The organism is Candidatus Vondammii sp. HM_W22 (genome assembly GCF_022530855.2).
In the GTDB taxonomy this organism is placed as follows: domain Bacteria; phylum Pseudomonadota; class Gammaproteobacteria; order Chromatiales; family Chromatiaceae; genus Vondammii.
Genome location: NZ_CP099567.1, coordinates 1987050 through 2009766 on the forward strand (window position 1 = coordinate 1987050; position 22717 = coordinate 2009766).

The following is a 22717-nucleotide window of genomic DNA, read 5'->3' on the forward strand; positions in this document are numbered from 1 at the left end:
GTGTTAGTTAAATGCTGATTGGTATCTGTCCAGAAACAACAGTGACGCGTTTGAATGCGTTAAGTCACGCCGCCGTTTTAGCTTCCCTATTGATCGCTTTGGCGATACGAAAATACTGGGTCAGGGGTATATTGGAGGGGCAGACATAACTGCAGCTGCCACACTCAAAGCAGTCATTAAGGTGATACTCTTGCGCCATGGTTTCATACTGCCTGACTCCCGCAAGCTGGCCCAGCATAGAGGGGTTGAGTAATATCGGGCAAGCATCCAGACAGGCACCACACTTGATGCAGGGGTAGACTGGATGATCCCGCTCGTCCCGTTCAAACACCACCACCCCGGAAACACCCTTGGTGATAGCCACATCCTGGGAGGCGACCGACATACCCATCATCGGGCCGCCCATAATCACTTCAGTCGATTCTGAAGTGGTGCCCACCTGCTCCATCAGAAACCGCAGTGGGGTCCCTATCGGAACCAGATAATTTCCTGGCTTCTTTGCACCTGGCCCGGAGACAGTCACCACCCGTTCGATCAGCCCCCGACTCTTGGGAATCAGTTCTCCCAACTGGGCCATTGTGCCCACATTGTAGACAGCCACGCCGATGTCAGCCGGGATACCGCCGGAGGGGACCTCTTTATCCAACAGGCTGGTAATCAGCATCTTCTCAGCACCCTGGGGATACTTGGTCACCACCGCCTCAACGGTAATTTCGCTATCCGTCGGCAATGCCGTCTTGATATGTGCCACCGCATCCAGCTTGTTATCTTCTACACCGATAATCGCCCGTTTCGCACCAGTTGCCTTAATCACCATCCGGATACCGCGGATCATACAATCGGTCTGTTCCAGCATCACCCGATGATCGCAGGTAAGGTAGGGTTCGCATTCACAACCATTGATGATAAGAATATCTATCTGCTTTCCTTCCGGTGGCAGCAGTTTCACATGGCTGGGGAATGCCGCCCCGCCAAGCCCCACCATGCCGCACGCCTGTACCGCCTTGACCAGCTCTTCAGCAGTCATGGCATCCACATCTATCGGTGCCTGATAGAGCACCTCTTGGGTAGCGGCCGGGTAGGTTTCGATAATAATCGCCCGGGCCTTGGGGCCCTCTGCGGTAGCAACCAGCTCATCGATGGATCTGACCACACCGGTCACCGGTGAGTGCATGGGTACGGAGACAAAACCTCCCGCCTTCGCAATCGGCTCACCCCGCACCACCTCCTGTCCAACCTTGACCAGGGGGATTCCCGGTGCGCCACGGTGTTGTGACAGCGGAATAATCATCTTAGGAGCAAAAAACAGGCGTCGAACCGGCAGACCTGCCGTCAACGCTTTATGTTCCATGGGATGAATCCCATGATTAAAGGTCTTACGCCGTCTGAAGATAGCGGATAACTTCATACTTCAATGCTCAGATCAGGTGTGGGGAACGAGGAGCCATCTTTTACTGTCACCTCGTTCCCCTATTTCTTCTGTTTACTGGTATTTTTCAGCGCGTTTCACCAACTTGTCGAGGTCTTTCTCATTGGGATTCCAGGGAGTCCCCGGATGCAGACATCCAGCAGTGCACTTCTCTGCGGCCTTGACCATATCCTTATAGGGTCCACCTTTGGGATCGACCACGATGGCAAGCTTGTCATCGTTATAGGCAAAAATCTTTGGATTGAGATCAGTGCACTCGTCACAGGCCGTACACTCAGGTGTCTCGATCCAGAGAGCTTCATAGTCGCCCGGTGCCGCGCCATTTCCGCCGGCACCGGGCATCGCCATATCGCTCAAAGCGGATATATCGCCGTTATTGGCCAAGGCTAGCAAGCTGGAGGAGAGCTTCTGCGCCATCTCTGCCTTTGCCTTATCGGCAATGGCCTGGACGTCCACAACGTTGGAGACACCGGCAAGGGATTTCAGCTGGTGCCAGAAGTCGAGACGCTCCTCACAGGACTTGACGATCTCCTGGGCCACCAGAATCCGCATCAGGCGGTTCTTCCCGTCCACCGCCCAGATGTAGGGGTATATACCTTCCCGGTCATCCTCATCCAACTCCAGAAATTCATGGAGCTGAAGCATATCGTCATTCCAGGCATCCTGGGGTACTTTGCGGAAATGCTTGCGGAAACGGCCTTCGGAGAAGGCAAACTCGGCAAAGGTCACAGGCACCTCAAGAGTCCCCTCCTTGCCGCTCTCATCCACATAGGCGAGCTTATAGCTGGTCCAGTCGTCATCGATGGCAGGGTTACCCTCAAGATCACAGCACTCTTCAAAGGTAGTACCATCATCCGGGTTATAGCGGAACAACGGATAAGCACGGGAATCCAGCGACAGCTTGGCCTGTGCAGTTGCCGCATCATCCGCCACGCCGTGCTCAGGCTGACAAGTGGTATAGATATTGAACAGGGCCGGACGGCGGCTATTCAGTCCATCAATGTAACCCTCAAGCATGTGGGTGATATTACCCACTGAACTCTGCAGAACAAAACTGGTACGGTGGGCCATGCCGATTATCGCCATCTCTTTGCGGATTTCGGTTTTGCCTTTCCACGCTTTGCCATAGGGCGACATATCCGCCACCTGTCCGACAAAGCCTGAGGTACAAGCCTGACCGCCCGTATTGGAATAGACTTGGGTATCCAGCACCAGAATTTTTACCGGCACACCGGACGCCAGAACCCGGGAGAGGTTCTGAAATCCGATATCATACATAGCACCATCACCACCAATGGAGACAACCGGTGGGCAGAGCAGCCACTCTTCATCACTGAACGATTTCCAGCCGAAGTAGGTGAAAAACTCATCGTGCTGTTCAGGGTTGTATTTGCCTTCCAGTTCAAGTTTGGCCTGACGGATCACTTTGAAGCCTTCGGTCATTTTGGCCATGTGGCCTTCGAAAATGCCCAGAGCTACGGAAGGACTGTCCTGGAACAGATGACTGGTCCAGGGGAAAGGATAGGGATTGAAGGGAAAAGTGGAACCCCAGACCGAGGTACAACCGGTTGAATTGATGATTCCCATGCCAGCACGGCCCTGGCCGGTCTTGCCATCGGTGTAAAGCCACTTCAGGTGCCGCAGTTTTTCCAGTAGCTGGGTGGTCCACTGCAGCCACTGCTGGTCAACCGGCTGATCACTGTTCGTCAGAGTGGCTGAGAGGTCAGACAGCGTCAAATCGGAGTCCTTATGGTTCTCAACTGCTTCATTGACCGCTGTAATATTGGAAAGGTCCATCCCTTCAGCCAACTTCAGACGGATATGGGTCTCCAGGCGGTTGATCAGATCATCAATCTCCGACAGGTGTTTTTTCACCCGAGGCTGCATCAATGCCGTAGCGGCACCGGTAAACAGATGGATCGCCGTCTTCTCACCACAACCCAGGCAGGCACCATCGCCGGAGAGCATGGATTCGTAGTTACTCTTGTTCAGCAGCAGAGTCTCAAGGGCACCGATCTTCTCATCCAGGTCATCAACACGGATAAAATCGGCATCTGTAGTCGGCAGTTCAAGCCAGAAGTTCCAATCCTTCTGCATTCTGCCGATGGCTTCCTTGGTCTGTGGTTCGGCGATCAAAGCGCCATCGTCACACACCTCGACACACTCCATACAGCCTTTGCAGGTGTAGGGATTGATGGTGATGGAGAAGAGCCCGCCAGAGCCTTTATTCTTCTTTTCGCGGTTACTGTAGTAAGGCTTGGTAATAGAGAACTCAAACCCATCAATAGCCTGCAGAAACAGGGCGAACTCTTTTTCAAGATTCTGCTTGGCATCCTCTTCCAGTTCTGAATTTGCCACCACTTCCAGCACGGCCTGATCGAGAAGTTTTGAGACGATGGCCGCCTCACCTTCAGTTTCGATCAGTTCACGCAGCCGTTTCTCCACTTTGCGGGACTCGCGGCGCAGATAGAGCGTTGGGGTCCCCTTAGTCTCGATACGCTCGATAGCCGTAGCAAACACTTCGGAAACAGAGCTGACAAGACCCGGAATGGCGCTATCAGGACAGGTAGTATAGCAGTCACCGCAGGCAGTACAGTTCTCGGTGACAAACTTCGGATATTCGAAGCGAATCTGGGTCATGTCACGGTAGATACCGGTAGCCGCCGGAATGATGCTGGTGGCCATGTAGGGGTCGGCGAGGTTGTCGTTGCCACGCCCACTCATGTAGAAGGAACCCGTCTGCTCCCAGAAGCGATGCACGTCAGAAAGTTTACCGTCACCCTCAGGCAGACGCTGGAGCATCACGGGAAGTCCAATGCTCTTTTTCAGATCCTGCTTGGTCAAACCTACCTGTTTTTCAGTAATCTCAGTAATCTCGTCAAAACCGCGGCGCACCACCCGAAGGTTGTCCGCTACGACGCGCTCGCCCTTACTGCCAAATTTATCACGCAGCTGAACTTCAATCGCCTCGAACAGACCCTCTTCGGTCAAATTCGAGCGATCTCTCAAAGGAGATGCGGCAAAGAAAGCACCCTGGAAAGCGTTGCCCTGCATGCGGAACTGCAGCTCTGCGTTGGATGCCTCTTCTCTGGCAATTTTAAAACCATCGACGTAAAAAACCCGAATGCCGTGGTCATTGATGTATTTCTGATGAGGCACCGGAATCTCGGCCCACACCTCTTCCTGAGTCTCCAGGCTGCTTTGAATGATGAATATGCCATTCTCTTTCAAACCATAAAGCGGATTGGAGTGACCGAAGACATTGGGATCCGGGGAGAGCACCACATCCACATAGTGGTATTCACAGTTGAGCCGGATCGGTTCTGGTGCAGCCGACAGATAATAGGTGGTTGGCTGCCCTTTCTTCTCCGAACCATACTTGGGGTTAGCGCGAATATCGTAACCCAGCAGGTCATAGAGAGTCATGGCTAAGTTTTTGCCGGTAGTAATAGCACCCCAGCCGCCCACCGAGTGCATCCGTACGGTAATCGCCCCTTTGGGCAACAGATCCGGATTTTCACTGCCTTTGACCGACATTTTTGCGAGATGAGGATAGGCCTCAAGCAGTTCATTCTGGCGGATTTCTGCCTTGGGATCGGTCGGTTCACGGACAAAATCTATGCCCAGATAGAAGAACTTGCGCTTATCCCCCTCCGGCAACATATTCTCAATAGCACCGATCAAACCCTCCGGCTGCAGGTCGCGGGAACCAAGACCATAAGAGGCGGAAAAAAGCGCCGGGGTATCGTTCTGCTTATAGCTGCTGTAGCTAGCGTAGGGTTTGTCACCGCTGGTGCCATTCTCAATACATTTGGTGATGGCGGCCCGAATCTCGCGGATCAGCGGCAGATCCTCAGCCAGGGGCTGATCGGTACGTTCCAGCACCGCCACACCCTTTTTACCCTTCAGTGCCTGGCCAATCAGGTCGCCGGGGAATGGACGGTACATAGTGACATTGAGCACACCCACCTTCAGCTTGTGGGTCTCACGAAGATAGTCGACTACTGCCTCGGCCTGAACAACCATCGAGCCCTGGCCGACGATGACATAGTCAGCATCATCCATCTTATAGTTGGCAACGCGGTTGTAGCGACGACCGGTCAGTTCATAGTACTCATCCATCACCTCATCGGTAATATCGGAAATATGCTCGAAAAAATAGGGCCGCTGTGCCGCCACCGCCTGCATATAGGCATCTTGGTTCTGTACTGAACCGGAAAGCATGGGATTATCCACATCCCAAAGCTCCGGTACCCGGCGGCGCTTTTCGCCGTAAAGCATCTTCTGCGCTGGCGTCGGGCAGTCGATAATATCATCTGGGCGACCACAGAATTCAGCTATCAGCTCTCGCTCAGGCACCATCAGAGGTTCGATCAAATGGGTGGTCAGAAAGCCATCCTGAGCCACGGCGGCCGGAGTCAGGCTCTGTTCCGCTATCTTGCGGCCGATCAAGTTAAGGTCGGCGGCCTCTTGTGCATTTTTACCGAAAACCTGAAAGAAACCTGTGTCGTCAATACAATGATAGTCATCATGTCCACAGTGCACATTCAGCGACGCTTTAGTGATGGCCCGGGTACCGATATTCAGTACATAGGGGAGACGCTTGCCCACCGCTGCGTAGAGGGACTCGTGCATGAATGCAACACCCTGGGCAGAGGAGAAGTTGGTGGCACGCAAACCGGCCATGGACATACCGGCAGTCACGGCGGCAGCGGCATGTTCCGATTCTGGCTCAACGAAAATCAGCGGCTTGCCGGATACATTGACATGCCCCTTGGCCGTCTCTTCAGCCCAATATTCACCCATCTGGGTAGAAGGGGTGATAGGGTAAGCGCCGGCAGCGTCCGCTGCCTCACGTTCACACATGATAACGGCCGTGTTGCCGTCCATCGCCATGCGGATACCGGGATATTTGAACTGCTTCTGCTCTTTTTTTCCAAACATTAGTCTGTCTCTCTGGGTGCGTTCAATCAATGGCAAATTCAAACTGGTTTAACGTAAGCGCGGAGAATCCATGCTGCGATTCTCAGTGCGCTAAATATTCAAGCACTCCCTATGACGAAACAGGAAGCGCCTCTTTACGAATAATTTTCTTGGTATCCTTACCCACTGTATAATCGCCTTTTTTGTCATACCAGACAATGGCGCCGGTTGGGCAACGCTCTATCGCCACCCTTGAGGCCAGTTTGTTCTTACTGTAATCGATCACCGCAAGATTGTTGGTGATCTCGATCAGTCCTTCCGGTGAGTCAATGACACAGCGTTCACAAGCGGTACAGATCACCTCGCACTCAGCCTCGGCCTGATCACCCTTCTCCAGGTTTTTACAGGCAACAAACAGTTGCTGGCTCACCGGATGAAGCTCGAACAACGCTTTCGGGCAGACCTCCACACAGTCATTACAGGCGGTGCATTTCTCTTCATTCACCACCGGCAGACCGTGCAAGTCCATAGTAATGGCATCGAAATCACAAACATCGGCACAATCGGCCATGCCAAGACAGCCCCAGGTGCATCCCTTTCCACCACCGGATACCAATGCAGCCGCCCGGCAGGAACTCAAACCACTGTAACTGGCCCGGATATAAGCCACATGAGAACCCCCTGCACAGACAAGACGCGCCACCCGTTTCTCCTGGGTGCCCATACCGACACCAAGGTAGTCAGCAATGATCTTATTCAGATTCAGGGAGTTGACAGTGCACTGGGCAGGTTCATATGAACCCTCGATCAGGCCCTCTGCAAACGGTCGGCAACCAGGAGTTCCACAGGCACCACAATTAGCGCGTGGCAGCAGATCTTCCACTTCGTCGATGCGCGGGTCTTCATAGATGTAGAGGCGTTTATTGGCGAGAACCAGAACTGTTGCCAAAATCAGTCCTAAAGCGGCCATAAAGCCAACTGAGATTGCAATACTGGTTATATCCGCCATTTACCGGTACCTCAGGTCTCAACGATCGACCCTCATGTTAAATTGCTTTCTTTCGTATAAATTCAATTTATTTCGCAGTTGCAGCAAAGTCTAGCTACTGAGCTTGTATTTGGCACACAAATTATTTCAATGCTTACTATTGATGTATACAATAAAACGCTTCTGCAACCCTATTTGGTTGTGTACCAAAACACGGTTACAGATACATGAATACTTTTGTTTTTTAAGGAAATAACTATGGCATCTCCCACTCCGGTTTACTACAAACAGAACCGTCTTAAACAATTAAGGGCGTTCTGTCATGCGGCGAAAACAGGGAGTATCAGTGAGGCTGCAGAGAAGGTTTTTCTCAGCCAGCCCACGGTTTCTCTGCAGATTCAGGCGCTTGAACGGGAGCTGGAGACTGTACTTTTTGAGCGCCGTGGTCCAAAGATTACCCTGACCCCAGAAGGCAAAGTTCTGTTCAAGCTCTCTCAGCCCCTGGTGGAGGGAATGGACAAGCTGCATGAAACTTTCGCCGCCAAGCAAGATCTGCTGGAGTCGGGCGAGCTGAACATTGCAGCCGGTGAATCGACCATCCTCTACCTCCTGCCAGCTCCATTGAAACAGTTTATGGAACTGCACCCCAAGATTCGGATCAAACTCCAAAATGTCACCGGTGGGCGGGACGGGCTGTCACGTCTTCGGGCAGATGAAGCTGATATCGCTGTTGGTTCAATGCTGGATGTGCCGGACGATATTATCTACAAGCCGCTGATTACCTACGCCCCTGCGCTTATTGTCCCTTTGGACCACCCCCTGGCAGAAAAAAAGCTGATCACACTGGAAGATATCACCCCCTACAGCCTTATCCTCCCGCCGCCCAGCCTCACTACCTGGCGTATGGTTGACCTGGTTTTCCGTCAGCATGAACTTAAACTGAAAGCCGGGCTAGAAGCGGGGGGCTGGGAAGTGATCAAGAAGTATGTCGAGATGGGACTCGGCATCTCAATCGTCATCGATGTCTGCCTCACCGGTGGGGAAAAATTGGTGAAATTCCCCCTGGACGACTACTTCCAGAAACGCACTTATGGCATCGTCCTGCGCAAAGGAAAGTATCTTTCACCTCAAGCCAAGCGTTTTATCAAGGTAATGGAGCTGGGCCTCCCCAAGAAAAGTTGACACCTTACTAGACGAGGTGTCGGGTGAGGAAGAATCATGCAATTGATCTGAAAATCAAAGCGGTTCTAAAAGCGAGTTTGCCAGGTATTACAGCAGGTGAAGTAGCAGAGGAAATTAGTATCCACACGTTTTTCTTGTATCGCTGGAAGAAAAAGCTGCGGGATGCAGGATTGCTAAATAAAATGCCAAAAGAGAAGGATTTTGATACGGACCTTGAGTTTGAGGAAAAGCTTAGTCAGTTACAGAAGGAAAATGAGCGCTTTCGCATAGAGAGTGCGGTCTTAAAAAGCTCAAGGGATATGGCGAAGCCAAAACAAAGAAGCCTTCAAAATAGTGGATGGACTATCAGGTCAGTTTTCCATTGCCAGCCTATGCCGTTATTTGGGGTGAGCCGTGCTGAATACTACAAAATGGCGAAATGGGACCGATAAGTAATAGAGATATAGAAAACACTGCATACTTAGGGAGAGATAAAAAACCACCGTGAGATTAAGTAAATCTATGGAAGTATGGTTTAGTGATCAAGAAAGTTAACTTGCTGGAAAGCTATGATGGTCCGAGTTTATCTCACGAAGTATGGGTTGCAGATTTCACCTATGAGTTATAGGAGGGTGTAACGATTTCCGTGTAACTGCCCGGGTTAAATGTATTCCGCCAAGCGTTCTTCGAACTCAATCATAAATCTATTCAGTGCTGGTTTCCAATTGTGAATCGGCATGGTCCATTTTTTTGATGCTTGCTGCACCGTCAGGTACACCACTTTCATTGCCGAGTCGTCGGTCGGAAATAGCTTCCGTTTTTTAATTGCCTTGCGAACCACGCTGTTCATTGACTCGATGGCATTGGTTGTATAGATTGCCCTGCTGATGTCCTCAGGGTAGCCAAACAGGGTATTAAGATTGTGCCAGTGGCTATGCCACGAACGGCTGAGCTGGGGATATTTGTCGTCCCATCGGTTAGAGAAATTATCAAGTTCCAGTAGCACTTCATCTTCGGTGACAGACTTATATATTTTCTTCAGGTCTGCCGTCACTGCCTTGTAGTCTTTCCAGGGCACATACTTCATCGAGTTGCGCACCATGTGAACAATACAGAGCTGGACCTGAGTCTCGGGAAGCGCTGTATTGATTGCGTCTGGAAAGCCCTTCAGGCCATCGACACAGGCAATCAAAATATCCTTCACGCCGCGATTCTGGAGCTCTGTGAGTACATTGAGCCAGAACTTGGCACCCTCATTCTCTGACAGACAGAGCCCCAACAATTCCTTGTGGCCCTCCATGTTCACGCCCAGTGCCAGATAAATTGCCTTATTGATCACTTTCTTGTCTTGCAGGATTTTTACGGCAATACAATCCAGGTAAATAATGGGATAGACCGCATCCAGTGGCCTAGATTGCCATTCAATCACTTGTTCAATAACAGCGTCAGTCACTTTGGAAATCAAGGTGGCAGAGACATCAGCACCGTACATTTCTTTAATGGTCGTGACGATTTCTCGTGTTGTCATGCCCTGGGCATACAAGAAAATAATCTTGTCGTCCATGGAAGTAAATCGACGCTGGTGTTTTTTAACGAGCTTGGGCTCGAAACTCCCAGCTCTGTCGCGTGGTGTATCGAGCTCGAACTGGCCAGCTTCCGTTCGGTTAGTCTTACTGGCATAGCCGTTGCGGTTATTGGCAGCTTCGGACTGCTCGGTTTGAACGTCATGTGTAGCATGCCGTCACGCGATAGACAGCCCTTGGAACGCCTGGTTCGATGGCGGATTGTCCCTAAGGTGGATTCAATCGGATTGCTGGTCCGAATGCTCTGCCAGTGCTGCGCAGGAAATTGATAGAAAGCCATCAGTTCCTCTCGGTCTTTGTGCAGACAGATGGCAGCCTTCGGATACTTTGGCTCATACGTTTTGATAAACAGATCAAAGGCCTTTTCCACATAGGCCTGGGTCTCCGACTGCCAGATGTTATGCACCGATCGCCAATTTTGCCGGGGTCAGTCCGCGTGACTTCAGTTTCAACAGTACCTCCCGCCAGCTCTGTGTGGACTCCCGTACACCATCCTCAATTGCCAGAAAATGCTTCTCGCCACGCTCATTCACGCCGATCACCCAGGGCACACAGCTTCGTCTGCTCTGCTCTCTGTCCGCTGTAGACACCGTCTGCCTACACATACACCCAATGGCCCTTATCCAGGCGCTCCTCGCACCCGCTCCGATATTCTTCTGCCCAGACCTGCTTCAGACGCGATACCCTGCCGGCCGACAAGCCTGTTGCATCCGGAACCACCAGCACTTTAAGGGCTTCACCCATCCCTCCACTGGAAATCCTCTTCAGGTAGAGCCACGGCAGTGCCGCTTCCAGTGACTTCGTCTTGCGTACATACGGCGGCACCAGAGCTGATCGGAACGTCACCGGCTCGCCGGTCTTCGCGCGAACTTTGGGGATCTTGACCGTGACCGGCCCCAATCCTGTCTGCAGTTTACGAGCTGGCAGGTGACCATTACGCACCACACCCGCCTTGCCATCCTCTGTCCGTCGCTCGACGTGCTCCGCCAACAGCTCCAGCAGCTCGGCCTCCACCGCCTGGTAGATCAACTGCTCTGCACCGCTTCTCGGCAACTCTATCAGCGGATCGATAATCGTATCTCGGTAATCCTCCCTAAAAACCGGTATAGTTAGTCGACCCTGAAATATTCATAACGCAATAATTTATATAAAATAAGCGTCTATGAAAGCAGTAAAAGCAGAGAAAAACTGGACGAAACAGAGGTGGATAATTGAGCAAAGCCAAGACAGCCAATCCCAACCAGCAAAGTTTCCTGCACCAGAACTTACTGGATCAGCTGAACCCCAAGCATCCACTTTTGCTATTGGCCAGACAGATAGACTGGTCATATTTTGATGCTGAATTTGCCCCGCTTTATTCTCATCTTGGAAAGCCCTCAAAACCGATCCGCCTAATGGTGGGCCTCTCGATACTCAAGCATCTGAAAGACCTCAGTGACGAGGTTCTGATTCAACGCTGGATACAAAATCCCTACTACCAGAGTTTTACGGGTGAGATCGAATTCCAATGGCAACTTCCTTGTGACCCCTCCGACCTGACTTACTTCAGAAAGCGTATTGGCAACGAAGGTTTTGAAAAGGTCCTGGCTGCATCTATCGCCTTACATCAAGAAAAGGCAATCGAAGATGAAATGTGTATCGACACTACCGTACAAGAGAAAAACATTACCTTTCCAACTGATGCAAAGCAGTACCGAAAGATACACGGGCAGTTACTCAAGATGGCCCGAGCAGAAGGTATCGTGCTCAGTCGAAGCCATGAGAAGGAAGTAAAAATTCTCAAGCTCCCCACCCGATTTGCCACACATCCGAGGAATCGTAAAAAGGCACGTAAGGCCGTCAAGCGATTAAAGACCATCAGCGGCCGATTACTGCGTGAAATACAGCGTAAGATGACCGCAGAACAACAGAAATTCTATGCAGAAAAGTTCGCCCTGTACCAGCGCATGCTGAATCAGAAGCGTGCTGATAAAAATAAGTTGTACAGCCTACATGAACCTCATATTTACTGTATGAGCAAAGGCAAGGCCCAGCAGCGTTATGAGTTTGGCACCAAGGCATCAATCACCACCACAAGGGACGCGGGCATTGTGATTGATGCCCTGGCTTTTGAGAAGAATGTATTTGATGGTCACACCGTACCTGAGGTCTTGGCACAGGTGAAACGTCTCATCAATCGAGTACCCAAAGTGGGTATTACTGATCGAGGTTATCGGGGCAAATCAAAGGTTAATGACACCCAGATAGTAACGCCAAAGCCTGCTAGGAAGAATACCTCAGGAGAAGCCATGGCATTAGCCAGAAAACGTTTCAGAAGACGAGCTGGCATCTGATCGAGAAGTCAGAGAGCTGGCCAATAACTTCTCTTGAGTAATCATCAATCACATTAAATACTCGAAAGCGGCGACCATTAGCCAACTGATCACTGACAAAATCCATTGACCAGCGTATATTTTTACCAATGGGCATAATCGTTGGCATTCTTGGTCGTATTATCTTCTTGCGTTTTTTAGTCCTCACTTGAAGACCTTCTTCGTTATAGACTCGGTAGGTCCGCTTCTTGTTTTTCACAAGCCCCTCTCCTCTCAGGAGGCCATGTAAAAACAAATAACCATAACTCGGATGCTTTTTTGCCAGCTCAAGTAACCGTTTGCGTGGAGGCTCATCTTTTCCCCATTGAGTAACGTACCGAAAAGCGGTTCTACTTAAGCCTACTAATTGGCAAGCTCTACGCTCACTTAATTTGAACCGCGACTTAAGGTAGCTCACGATTTGTTTTCTATCAGCAGGCTTTACCACTTTTTTGAGAGCACATCCTTCATCGCCTCAGCTTCAAGCATTTTCTCGGCAAGTAACTTCTTAAGCTTGTTGTTTTCGCTTTCAAGCTCTTTGAGCCGTTTGGCTTCTGAGACATCCATCCCGGCGTACTTGCTTCGCCAGTTATAAAAGCACCCGGTTGAAATGCCGAACTGACGACAAATGTCATCAACTTTTATCCCTGACTCATGCTGCTTGATGGCACCAATAATTTGCTCTTCTCTGTAACGCTTCTTCTTCATACTGTTTTTTAAAACCTGCCGGCACCACCATCGGCTATCATATGACCACCTGGAGGTGGCTTTTCCTGTTCTTTAGTCATTCACCGAAGAAACAGTGACATCCAAATCTTTAAGAATCCCATTCTCAATACTGTAAACCCAACCATGCACGGAAAGATTGGCCCCATTTTCCCAGGCATTCTGCACTATCGTTGAATTACATACATTTGTTACCTGTTCTATTACATTCAGCTCGCAGAGCAAATTGAGCTTTTCGTCATGGGTTAGCCCGTTAAACTTATCGGCGTTGAAACGATCGACATCTTTCACATGACGCAGCCAATTATCCACCAAACCATGCTCCTGGCTTTCCAGCGCTGCCTTTATACCACCACACCCGTAATGGCCACATACAATAATATGTTTCACTCTTAATATTTCAACAGAATACTGGATTACAGAAAGACAATTCAGATCTGTATGAACAACGAGATTTGCAATATTTCGATGGACAAATATCTCCCCTGGAGGCAAGTTCACTATTTGGTTTGCAGGCACTCGACTATCGGAGCAGCCAATCCACAGATACTTCGGGCCCTGTTGTTTAGACAGCATCGAGAAAAATTCAGGATTCTGTTCCTTTATCTCGTTAGCCCAAGCCAAGTTATTCTCAAAGAGATGCTTCAATGAACTCAAAACTAAGATTACCTCTGTTTATGGTTTCGTATATAATGCGAAATTAAGCGCAACTTTTCACTATGTCGGTCATTGTAAATAATGGGTGGAATCAATTCCAAAGTGCACCACCTGAATGACTAAAAAAAGATGATCTAACATGCCTGATAAAATGAGGTTGCGAAATCTTATTTACACAGGAACACCAAAAATTATATCTTAATGGGAACCTCTAAAAACCCGACAAAGACCAATAGTCTCTAGAAAATCTGGAGAGTCCGGCATCTTCACGCTCGTTTTTCTGGCAGCATCCACACCCATACCTCGCTTCATCCTGCCAGCCACACCAATTGACGCATGTTGTACTCCAGATTCATCATACCAATCTTTACGGCGGCCCTGACTTGCCCGATGCTACGCACCAGTCGATTGGCCTGCTGGGCAAACACGTGCTCAACCCGAACTCTTAATCGTTTTCGGTTTGCCTCTTGCTCCCGTTCATTCAAGGGGCGTTTCCATGTCGACTTGCGATGATGACTGCGGTAATTTACACCTGCTAAAGCAGACTCCCGCTCTTCACTGCGGTAAGCGGAATCGGCCCAGACACTGCCATTACTGTTGTTCTCATCTAGCAGTTCCTCGAAGACTTGGCTATCATGAACTTCAGCTGATGTTACGGCATACTTGCGAATGACCTTGTACTCCCGATCTATGCTGATGTGGTTTTTGGTTTTTGGTTTTTGGTTTTTGCGCCCATAGTGGATTTTACCATGCTTCTTAGTCCAGCGGGCTTCAACATCCTTTTCGCGGCGTTTGTTATCACCCCATGCCTCAGGGCTGCCCCCATCTTTGATTTGCCTATTTTCCTCTCGCGTATGTACGTTGCTTAGGTACTGGAACGATAACGGCATCTGCAATCTGTCCCTTGCGAGCACTGAAGCCTGCTGCATCAGTCTGAATCAACAGCTCTGAAAAGAGTTTATCAACAAGGCCCCATTCTTTCAGGCGCTCACGATATACCCAAACTGTTTCCTGATTACCCATAAACCTCAGCCATCCTTAGGAGGCGATAAGGCATCGGTGGTGTACGTAACGCGACGCAGAGCAATCGTTCAATCATAGCCGGAAGATTAAACCGGCGATTAAAGCGATATTCAAACTCGGCGAGATAACGAGGTACGTGTTTTTTACGAATAGCATGAAAGGTTCCCTGCAAAGCATTCTTGATATTACCAGGCATGGTATTCAGTTATTTAAAGGTGGAGAGCTGGGTATACTTTCGCCCACCGCCAGTGACGATAGGCATATGATCACATCCAGCATCTGTAACTGCTCTGAAGCAGTAGAGCCCATCAGAAAAAACTGTGCTGCCAGCACACAGACTGGATCTGGCATATCGAGCGATCTCCGCACTCTGAAAACCGCGGAGCCGACGCAGTTGGATCTTCATTGGCCTGTCATCCTGCGTCATCTCAACAGCTGCCACGAAAGGGATTTTATTACGAGACCCTCGCCCACGCTTTCCCGGTTTCTCACCACCAATACAGGCATCATCCATCTCGATGCGACCAGCCAGTTTTTTTGACTCTGACGTTCCATCATCACCTGCATCAGTTTGTGCTTGAGCTTCCAGGCTGTATTGTAGTTCACACCAATTTCACGGGACAGTTGCAAGGCAGAAGTACTCTTTTTACGCTGAGTCAACAAATAGATGGCCGAAAACCACTTCTTCAACGGCAGCTTGGTGCCGTGAAAGATGGTGCCAGCAGTCAGGGAGCTTTGGTGGTGGCATTTGTGGCACTGATATATCTTACGGCTTTTGAGTTCACAACCTGTTGTGTTGCCACACTCAGGACATATATACCCGGTAGGCCAACGCAGTTGGTACAATGCTTGTTGGCACTGCTCTTCAGAACCATATTTTTCAATAAATTCGTGCAAACTAGGACCTTTTTGAAACTGCACTGTATTTTTCGGCATGAATAGAAAACCCTCTGTATTCAGTGGGTTATATTATGCAATAACCACTGGCTCAATAGCTGAGCGTGATAGGTAACCAGGAACTGTCTTAGCATCGGGCACCTTACCCTCCGGGCTCAGCCCAAGAAAATGACAAAAGCTATAGCGATCCCGTATTTGGAACCCTGTTTGATCATCGGACAGATTGAACAAATACTGTAGAACCAACACTTTAAACATCAGTACCGCATCGTAAGGTGGACGCCACCTTCACAGGGATCACTGCTTTTATAAACTGAGCCAAACAATACCCGGAAAGCCTCCCAGTCTACGGTCCTTTCCAACTTTGGCAGCGGGCCTCCCTGTTGCTCAAGGAATTCAAGTTGGTCTTGATGATCAAAAAAAATCGGTTGCATGGCCTTTATCAATGGTTGGTTGAATTGGCTACTATTGTCACTGAATTTTGGAGGTTTTTTAGAGGCTCCTATAAGGGATGATTTGTGGTGCTCCTGTGTAAATAAGATTTCACAACCTCATTTTACCAAGCATTCAAATCATCTCTTTTTAGTCATTCAGGCGATGCACTTTGGAGCTGAATCCATCTTTTCCCAGGTTTCCATGCAGAGCGTGGGAACCCGACCTATGGCGCTGTCTTTATACCATAGCCGATTTGGGATGCATGCATCCTAGCGCAGTACTTAACCGCCAAGATCAAATGCAAAGTCCATCTCCTGATCGTTCAGCAGTAGCCGTTTCCGTAATACTCTAAGCTGGACATTATCACCGGGGCTTTTTCCAAACAGCCCAATCTTAATATCAGAGGGCAATTTAACGGTACTGTCATTCAGTTTCTGAATAATATCCCCTTTCTTCAATCCCACTTTTTCAGCTGCACTATCAGTGCGCTATATTGGCAATCAGAACACCCTCTTCTGCAACATCCAGATAGACCCCCATAAGGCCCGACTTGGGTAACGCGGCAACTTCCGGAAAGGTGATGAAATCAGCGATGCCGGGGCTGATTCTGAGGTTGTCTGCAGGCAGCACAATGGCTTTTTCCACATTGACTCTACGCAACACCCGCTGGGGGATACCGGAGCCGTACATCAAGTGACCTGAACCTGCCAATACCACCAGTTTTTTGGCTGAATGGTTCTTCAAATAAGCTGCTGCTCTTTCAGCCATACCCTCGTCCCACAACAACTGGACATCCAGGAAGTGCTCAAAATCTCTCTTTTCACTCTCGGGGTGCTGATGAAAAACAGTACGAAGACGTGCAATATAATCTTCATCACTGCGGTCCAGTTCAGCCGGAACCTGAGCTCTCTCCTGCTCATTCAGTCCTGATATGCCGACCTTGGAGATGCGGTTTTTGATCTCTTTTGAAGCATTGAGAGCCAGCACAGGAATCTTATGTTGTCGGGCGTAAATGAGAATGGGGCGATAAAGACGATAATCGTAGCTCCACCGCTCAAACCACTCACTGCGCCTTAACAGTTGCTGCTCGCTCAGATCGCCTGCGATAAAACTGTCGAGATGAGTCTGGAATGGTTTCTGGAACATCTCCATGCCAATAGCCAACTCCGGATATACTTGGTGTATCCCTTTGATAATTTCCAACTGGCTGAGGTGATGTGCGTAATTATCGTGAGTCTCACCGATAAAAACCACCCGCTTTTTCAACAGTTCGGGGATAATCTCATCTATGGAAGAGAATCCTGATATATTCACAGCTTGGGTATTCCTGACAGATGGAGCATTTTCAGTCTCACTAGAGGCTTCCATCGAATGTCCATGGATAGGTTGCATCTTGGCATGTTCTTTTACCTCAACAGCACCACATGCACTCAGAAACAGCGAGACAAATGCCAACGAGAGATAAGCGAAATGTTTTTTCTTAGACATCAAAATACCACCCAATTAATGCAAAGCCAAAATAACACCGTGGAGATATCCCCAACTACAAATTTACTCAGAGCTTGTCCGATTAACATTGAACTCCCGGTATAAGACGCTCCGGTGTCATAATAATTCCTGATAAACTAACCAACATGGAAAAAGCTCTCATCATTTTACTGCTGCTATCGGCATGGATCTCCCTTGCACTGGCAGAACAGGCCTCCGTCATTCACCACTCGATTGAGGCCAGAATCTCACCCCACAGCGGCGGGCTTGAGGTTAAAGACAGGCTCACGCTTCCCCATGATTTAACCCATTTTGAATTTCAGCTCCACGATGGCCTCAATCCTGAAATTCAACAGCCGGGGGCAAAACTCACCCCCCACAAACAGTGGATGAGTGGAAGAGTACCTGTTCAAAGTTTTCAGGTCGAGTTAGCATCCCCCGGCCGCTCAGTGACAATCAGCTATAGCGGGGTCATACAGTATCCATTGGGGAGATTCTCCCAGGGGCATGCCGATGGCAGAAATTCCACCCCGGGGCTGATTTCCACACAGGGCGTCTTCCTGAGTATCTCCAGCTACTGGTTTCCAGTGATCGACGGGGTCCTGATTAATTTTTACATGCGACTAGACCTCCCGGATGGCTGGTCCGTGATAAGCCAGGGGGAGAAAGGAGAAACGCCTAACAGTTGGCACATAGCGAAGCCGCAGAATGATATCTACCTGATTGCCGGGACATACCAAGTTTATCAGAAAGAAACAGCGGTAGCAGATGCTCAGGTCTATCTGCATAATCCAGACCCCAGCCTGGCAAAAAATTACCTGGAGGCCACTGAACACTATCTGTCGCTCTATCAGCAGCTATTGGGAGACTACCCTTACAGCAAATTTGCCCTGGTGGAAAACTTCTGGGAGAGCGGCTACGGCATGCCCTCCTTCACCCTGCTGGGTCCCCGGGTAATCCGTCTCCCGTTCATTATCAACAGCTCCTACCCGCACGAAATTTTGCATAACTGGTGGGGAAACGGTGTCTACGTGGATTATGCCTCGGGTAACTGGAGTGAAGGACTTACCTCCTATCTGGCGGACCATCTGATCAAAGAGCAACAGGGAAAAGGTTCCGATTACCGTCACAATACATTGAAAAACTATGCCAACTATGTGGCGGACGAGGAAGATTTCCCATTAAATGAATTCCGTGGCCACCACAGCCAGATCAGCCAGATCAGCCAGATCAGCCAGGCGGTCGGCTATGGCAAAACCCTGATGTTTTTCCACATGCTGCGCCTGCAACTTGGGGATTCACGGTTCATTGAAGGCCTGCGGCATTTCTACCGGGAGAACCGGTTCCTTTTTGCCGGTTTTTCAGATCTGCAAACCTCTTTTGAGACAGTCAGCGGCACTAACCTGAAAAATGAGTTCAAACAGTGGACCAACCGACCGGGCGCTCCCTCATTGAAGCTAAGTCTGGCCTCAGTGACCAGGAGTGACAGCGGATATCGACTGAAGGCCAGACTGAGCCAAAGCCAGTCTGGCACTCCATTTAAACTCAGAGTTCCGATCTTCATACAACTCGATGGAGAAGAACTGCCTCTACAGCAGACCCTGGTTATGAATGGAAAAAATCTGGATATCGATATTCCCCTGAAAAAGAGGCCGCTCCGCCTGAGTATCGATCCCCTTTTCGATCTCTTTAGGCAACTCGACTCCAGCGAAAACCCGAGCACCCTTGGACAACTCTTTGGGGCGAAGAGACTGACCATCATAACTCCCTGCCAATGACTCCAAGAGAACCAGCGATAGTTACAAACAGGTGGCTCAAGCCTGGTCAGGTAGATAACGCGATATCGACACAGTATGGGACAGTGATATCGATCAACTGCCGGAAGATCGTTCTATCTGGATATTTGGCAACAACAACCGCTTCTCGGCCCTATTCACTGAGTTACTAAAACAGGACGCTTACAATACAGGGCAACAGAGTATTGCCCTCACCAGAAAACACCCCGGCAACCCGGAATTTACCATTGGCCTGCTGTCGATCCACTCACCTGAGGCGATGTCCGGCATGGCACGTAAACTACCCCACTACGGTAAATACAGCTACGTCACATTCACAGGTAAGGAGCCGACGAATCGACTGAAAGGCGAATGGCGGCTCTCAAAATCTGCGTTGACCGTAGATTTAACGGAGGGGGAAAAAATCCCGCCTATCAAGATTCCTCAACTCAAACCCTTGTCTGCGTCGACAAATTAATGCCTGCCCAGAAATACTGTTTTTTTACCACGATATGCAGGCGCAAGATGCACGATAAATGAAATCCTTATTTTTCAGCACTAGAAACGGTGTGTTCACATTTTGTGATGGTTCGTCACTGCAGTATTTGAGAAATTCTATCAAGATCCTGCAGTGATATCGTGCATAAGCTGCTGTCAGGCAGATCTGTAAGCCTGAAAAACATCACCGTGTCTATGAAACAATTAGGCGCTTTGAGGTCTCCGAAGAGGCACAACGTTCAATGCGCCGAAATCAGGCTGTTCCTCAGGAATATTAAAACCAATTAGCTTTTCCAAAAAAATCTAGGCTTTAGACCAAGTTCGTAAGCTAGTGTAGTTGGATCAATCTTGAAAAATTCTTCTAACTTCACCAAAGACAGCTTTAACAACTCTGGCTGCTCCATTACATCAGGCTCACCAGGCTCATTTTTTCTTTGGCCACTTTTACTGATGTGGATATTTGCCCGTCGATACTGTGCCGCATCGAAAAGACCCAGGTCATAGGCTCTACGAATAATAGCCTGGATGGATACCTTCCATCGTAGTTTCATCCTCAAGATCGCTTACCAGTCAATCCTACGTGATCGGGGAAACTCCCGAACAAAATCCCTTCTTGGTAGCAGAAAGGCGCTCGCAAAACGGTTGGCTTGAGCTTCAGTGCCGGTATCACCCGTCACAATCCTTATATGCATAACCAGATGACCACGCTCATGCGCGGTATCAAATCTCAGTCTAGTGGGTGCAGTTTTTGCGGTGCTCCTAATTATGAGAGTTATAGTCAAATCTGGTGTTTAGCCAGTTGAATCAAGCGGCGACCTGATCGACTCCTGCTACCTCAAGACCCTCTTTAAATTTGATTCCGGTTATCACCTTCACCAGGTAATCGAAACCCCGTAATCGTCTCCACGTCTTCCCGGCACACAGGCCGGGTTTGAACATCATGTGTAGCATGCCGTCACGCGATAGGCAGCCCTTGGAACGCCTGGTTCGATGGCGGATTGTCCCGAAGGTGGATTCAATCGGATTGCTGGTCCGAATGCTCTGCCAGTGCTGCGCAGGAAATTGATAGAAAGCCATCAGTTCCTCTCGGTCTTTGTGCAGACAGATGGCAGCCTTCGGATACTTTGGCTCATACGTTTTGATAAACAGATCAAAGGCCTTTTCCGCATCGGCCTGGGTCTCCGACTGCCAGATGTTATGCAGTGCCTGCTTCGCTTTCGGCTGAGCTGACCTTGGCAGGCAGTTCAGCACGTTCATGGTCTTGTGCATCCAGCAGCGCTGCTGGCGCGTCTCCGGATACACTTCCTCCAGCGCAGCCCAGAATCCCATGGCACCGTCACCGATCGCCAGTTTTGGCGGGGTCAGTCCGCGTGACTTCAGTTTCAACAGTACCTCCCGCCAGCTCTGTGTGGACTCCCGTACACCATCCTCAATTGCCAGAAAATGCTTCTCACCACGCTCATTCACGCCGATCACCACCAGGGCACACAGCTTCGTCTGCTCTGCTCTCTGTCCGCTGTAGACACCGTCTGCCCACACATACACCCAATGGTCCTTATCCAGGCGCTCCTCGCACCCGCTCCGATATTCTTCTGTCCAGACCTGCTTCAGACGCGATACCCTGCCGGCCGACAAGCCTGTTGCATCCGGACCCACCAGCACTTTCAGGGCTTCACCCATCTCTCCACTGGAAATCCCCTTCAGGTAGAGCCACGGCAGCGCCGCTTCCAGTGACTTCGTCTTGCGTACATACGGCGGCACCAGAGCTGATCGGAACGTCACCGGCTCGCCGGTCTTCGCGCGAACTTGGGGGATCTTGACCGTGACCGGCCCCAATCCTGTCTGCAGTTTACGAGCTGGCAGGTGACCATTACGCACCACACCCGTCTTGCCATCCTCTGTCCGTCGCTCAACGTGCTCCGCCAACAGCTCTGCCTCCACCGCTTGGTAGATCAACTGCTCTGCACCGCTTCTCGGCAACTCTGTCAGCGGATCGATAATCGTATCTCGACCTGCCAGCTTAACAACATTATTCTTACTCATGGTGGCGTATCTCCAATGGTTGTTTTGATGTCTCGCAACAACAAATCAACCAGATACCCCGCTTTTTTTCAATTCCCTTCAAACACCACGTTCAGTTATAACTCTAATTATGATGGGCCTAGACCTCTCAATAGAGAGCATCTATCTTTGCTGAAATACCAGCAATATAAGTGACTACAGCCCCTGCACGCTCAACTACGCGAATCATATTTTTAATAGGCTGATCTACAGTATTCGGCTGCCCGTTCAATATCCTCGTTTGAGTGTACTTCTAGCTAAGGGAAATCTACCTGGGGCAAAGAAAGCTTCTCTCCGAAAAGGCTCACTAGCTCATCAAATAGGCTGCCTCTGGCCACTACTTGCCTAGTGACAATAACAGGCGCTGTACGGAGTTTTCTAAAGTTGCACTACTGCTCATCAACTTCATTCCTAATAGGTCTTGTGAGAAATGCAGGCAGTACCCCTAAGGCATCAGCTAACGCTTCAGTCATACTGGGGCCTAGTGTTTTCGCCCCAGACTCCAACTGAAAAATATGCTGCCTGGATGCTCGAACCAATGCCCCAACCTCGGCCATTGAAAGTCCGTTCACAAGCCTTCCTAGCCGCAACCTCCCTCCTTGAAACACCTGAGTAGTTACAGTCACGATGAACTTATCTCCGATTCATCATCTATGCTTGGGGTTCGACAACAGGTGATCCTATGTCAACACCATCCCCAGAAGGATCTGAAATATCCGTTA

19 protein-coding genes and 4 pseudogenes are annotated in these 22717 nt (G+C 49.7%); 5 read left to right on the forward strand and 18 right to left on the reverse strand.

What is annotated here, in order from left to right; translation table 11 throughout:
* Positions 1-64: 64 nt before the first annotated feature.
* From rsxC to MN084_RS11030, 3 genes are all read right to left on the reverse strand, one after another.
* Complete coding sequence (rsxC, locus tag MN084_RS11020; RefSeq protein WP_241086374.1) at positions 65-1408, reverse strand: electron transport complex subunit RsxC; 1344 nt, start codon at positions 1406-1408, stop codon at positions 65-67.
* A gap of 75 nt (positions 1409-1483) precedes the next feature.
* Positions 1484-6373, reverse strand: a complete 4890-nt coding sequence (locus MN084_RS11025) for a 2-oxoacid:acceptor oxidoreductase family protein (RefSeq protein WP_241086583.1) — start codon at positions 6371-6373, stop codon at positions 1484-1486.
* A 109-nt stretch (positions 6374-6482) separates the two neighbouring features.
* On the reverse strand, positions 6483-7361 hold the full coding sequence (locus tag MN084_RS11030; protein ID WP_241086373.1) for a (Fe-S)-binding protein: 879 nt from the start codon (positions 7359-7361) through the stop codon (positions 6483-6485).
* Between the two features lie 237 nt (positions 7362-7598).
* Here MN084_RS11030 and MN084_RS11035 point away from each other — a divergent pair, with 237 nt between their 5' ends.
* Both MN084_RS11035 and MN084_RS11040 read left to right on the forward strand, forming a co-directional pair.
* Positions 7599-8522 carry a LysR family transcriptional regulator gene (locus tag MN084_RS11035; RefSeq protein WP_241086372.1) on the forward strand — a complete coding sequence of 308 codons (924 nt, stop codon included), beginning with the start codon at positions 7599-7601 and terminating at the stop codon, positions 8520-8522.
* 23 nt (positions 8523-8545) lie between these two features.
* Positions 8546-8953 (forward strand): transposase, encoded by a 408-nt coding sequence (locus MN084_RS11040; protein ID WP_241086371.1) that lies wholly within the window; start codon positions 8546-8548, stop codon positions 8951-8953.
* Between the two features lie 209 nt (positions 8954-9162).
* Here MN084_RS11040 and MN084_RS11045 read toward each other — a convergent pair.
* Positions 9163-10200 (reverse strand): annotated as a pseudogene (locus MN084_RS11045) (IS256 family transposase); the annotation flags it as partial.
* Between the two features lie 17 nt (positions 10201-10217).
* Positions 10218-11191, reverse strand: a pseudogene (locus MN084_RS11050) (transposase); the annotation flags it as partial.
* 104 nt (positions 11192-11295) lie between these two features.
* Here MN084_RS11050 and MN084_RS11055 point away from each other — a divergent pair.
* Entirely contained in the window at positions 11296-12417 is a 1122-nt protein-coding gene (locus MN084_RS11055) for an IS5 family transposase (RefSeq protein ID WP_330178028.1), read from the forward strand.
* Here MN084_RS11055 and MN084_RS11060 read toward each other — a convergent pair.
* From MN084_RS11060 to MN084_RS11100, 9 genes and pseudogenes are all read right to left on the reverse strand, one after another.
* Positions 12401-13143, reverse strand: a pseudogene (locus MN084_RS11060) (transposase); the annotation flags it as partial. The gene MN084_RS11055 and the pseudogene MN084_RS11060 sit on opposite strands and share 17 nt — an antisense overlap.
* Positions 13144-13215: 72 nt before the next feature.
* Entirely contained in the window at positions 13216-13818 is a 603-nt protein-coding gene (can, locus tag MN084_RS11065; protein ID WP_241086369.1) for a carbonate dehydratase, read from the reverse strand.
* A gap of 308 nt (positions 13819-14126) precedes the next feature.
* Positions 14127-14708: a transposase gene (locus tag MN084_RS11070; RefSeq protein ID WP_241086368.1), complete on the reverse strand. Its 582-nt coding sequence runs from the start codon at positions 14706-14708 to the stop codon at positions 14127-14129.
* Positions 14656-14841: a hypothetical protein gene (locus MN084_RS11075; protein ID WP_241086367.1), complete on the reverse strand. Its 186-nt coding sequence runs from the start codon at positions 14839-14841 to the stop codon at positions 14656-14658. The genes MN084_RS11070 and MN084_RS11075 overlap by 53 nt, the downstream gene beginning before the upstream one ends.
* Positions 14834-15777: pseudogene (locus MN084_RS11080) on the reverse strand (IS1595 family transposase). The gene MN084_RS11075 and the pseudogene MN084_RS11080 overlap by 8 nt, the downstream one beginning before the upstream one ends.
* A 33-nt stretch (positions 15778-15810) precedes the next feature.
* Positions 15811-15996: a transposase gene (locus MN084_RS11085; protein ID WP_445083823.1), complete on the reverse strand. Its 186-nt coding sequence runs from the start codon at positions 15994-15996 to the stop codon at positions 15811-15813.
* The gene (locus MN084_RS11090) at positions 15996-16172 is read right to left on the reverse strand and encodes a hypothetical protein (RefSeq protein ID WP_241086366.1); all 177 of its coding nucleotides are present in this window, start codon (positions 16170-16172) and stop codon (positions 15996-15998) included. Before MN084_RS11090 ends, MN084_RS11085 begins: the two co-directional genes overlap by 1 nt.
* Before the next feature lie 282 nt (positions 16173-16454).
* Entirely contained in the window at positions 16455-16637 is a 183-nt protein-coding gene (locus MN084_RS11095) for a PDZ domain-containing protein (protein WP_330178029.1), read from the reverse strand.
* Between the two features lie 16 nt (positions 16638-16653).
* The gene (locus MN084_RS11100) at positions 16654-17661 is read right to left on the reverse strand and encodes a ChaN family lipoprotein (RefSeq protein ID WP_241086364.1); all 1008 of its coding nucleotides are present in this window, start codon (positions 17659-17661) and stop codon (positions 16654-16656) included.
* A 146-nt stretch (positions 17662-17807) separates the two neighbouring features.
* On the opposite strand from MN084_RS11100, the gene MN084_RS11105 reads away from it, so the two are divergent.
* A complete protein-coding gene (locus tag MN084_RS11105; RefSeq protein ID WP_241086363.1) occupies positions 17808-19439 on the forward strand; it encodes a M1 family metallopeptidase in 1632 nt (543 codons plus the stop codon).
* 286 nt (positions 19440-19725) lie between these two features.
* Positions 19726-19914 (forward strand): hypothetical protein, encoded by a 189-nt coding sequence (locus MN084_RS11110; protein ID WP_241086362.1) that lies wholly within the window; start codon positions 19726-19728, stop codon positions 19912-19914.
* Positions 19915-20218: 304 nt separating this feature from the next.
* Here MN084_RS11110 and MN084_RS11115 read toward each other — a convergent pair whose 3' ends face one another.
* The 4 genes from MN084_RS11115 to MN084_RS19725 all read right to left on the reverse strand — a co-directional run bounded on the left by MN084_RS11115 (position 20219) and on the right by MN084_RS19725 (position 22552).
* On the reverse strand, positions 20219-20485 hold the full coding sequence (locus MN084_RS11115) for a hypothetical protein (protein WP_241086361.1): 267 nt from the start codon (positions 20483-20485) through the stop codon (positions 20219-20221).
* Positions 20486-20497: 12 nt separating this feature from the next.
* Positions 20498-20716: an ImmA/IrrE family metallo-endopeptidase gene (locus MN084_RS19720; protein ID WP_445083824.1), complete on the reverse strand. Its 219-nt coding sequence runs from the start codon at positions 20714-20716 to the stop codon at positions 20498-20500.
* 22 nt (positions 20717-20738) lie between these two features.
* A complete protein-coding gene (locus tag MN084_RS11120; RefSeq protein WP_241086360.1) occupies positions 20739-21977 on the reverse strand; it encodes an IS256 family transposase in 1239 nt (412 codons plus the stop codon).
* 407 nt (positions 21978-22384) lie between these two features.
* The gene (locus MN084_RS19725) at positions 22385-22552 is read right to left on the reverse strand and encodes a hypothetical protein (RefSeq protein WP_445083966.1); all 168 of its coding nucleotides are present in this window, start codon (positions 22550-22552) and stop codon (positions 22385-22387) included.
* Positions 22553-22717: the final 165 nt, after the last annotated feature.

Excerpts from the sequence above, each read along its gene's own strand:
- rsxC (WP_241086374.1), bottom strand. The coding sequence starts at position 1,408 with ATGAAGTTATCCGCTATCTTCAGACGGCGTAAGACCTTTAATCATGGG.
- MN084_RS11025 (WP_241086583.1), bottom strand. The coding sequence starts at position 6,373 with ATGTTTGGAAAAAAAGAGCAGAAGCAGTTCAAATATCCCGGTATCCGC.
- MN084_RS11030 (WP_241086373.1), bottom strand. The coding sequence starts at position 7,361 with ATGGCGGATATAACCAGTATTGCAATCTCAGTTGGCTTTATGGCCGCT.
- MN084_RS11035 (WP_241086372.1), top strand. The coding sequence starts at position 7,599 with ATGGCATCTCCCACTCCGGTTTACTACAAACAGAACCGTCTTAAACAA.
- MN084_RS11070 (WP_241086368.1), bottom strand. The coding sequence starts at position 14,708 with ATGCCGTTATCGTTCCAGTACCTAAGCAACGTACATACGCGAGAGGAA.
- MN084_RS11075 (WP_241086367.1), bottom strand. The coding sequence starts at position 14,841 with ATGGGTAATCAGGAAACAGTTTGGGTATATCGTGAGCGCCTGAAAGAA.
- MN084_RS11085 (WP_445083823.1), bottom strand. The coding sequence starts at position 15,996 with ATGTTTAAAGTGTTGGTTCTACAGTATTTGTTCAATCTGTCCGATGAT.
- MN084_RS11090 (WP_241086366.1), bottom strand. The coding sequence starts at position 16,172 with ATGCAACCGATTTTTTTTGATCATCAAGACCAACTTGAATTCCTTGAG.
- MN084_RS11100 (WP_241086364.1), bottom strand. The coding sequence starts at position 17,661 with ATGTCTAAGAAAAAACATTTCGCTTATCTCTCGTTGGCATTTGTCTCG.
- MN084_RS11105 (WP_241086363.1), top strand. The coding sequence starts at position 17,808 with ATGGAAAAAGCTCTCATCATTTTACTGCTGCTATCGGCATGGATCTCC.
- MN084_RS11110 (WP_241086362.1), top strand. The coding sequence starts at position 19,726 with ATGGCACGTAAACTACCCCACTACGGTAAATACAGCTACGTCACATTC.
- MN084_RS11115 (WP_241086361.1), bottom strand. The coding sequence starts at position 20,485 with ATGAAACTACGATGGAAGGTATCCATCCAGGCTATTATTCGTAGAGCC.
- MN084_RS11120 (WP_241086360.1), bottom strand. The coding sequence starts at position 21,977 with ATGAGTAAGAATAATGTTGTTAAGCTGGCAGGTCGAGATACGATTATC.
- MN084_RS19725 (WP_445083966.1), bottom strand. The coding sequence starts at position 22,552 with ATGGCCGAGGTTGGGGCATTGGTTCGAGCATCCAGGCAGCATATTTTT.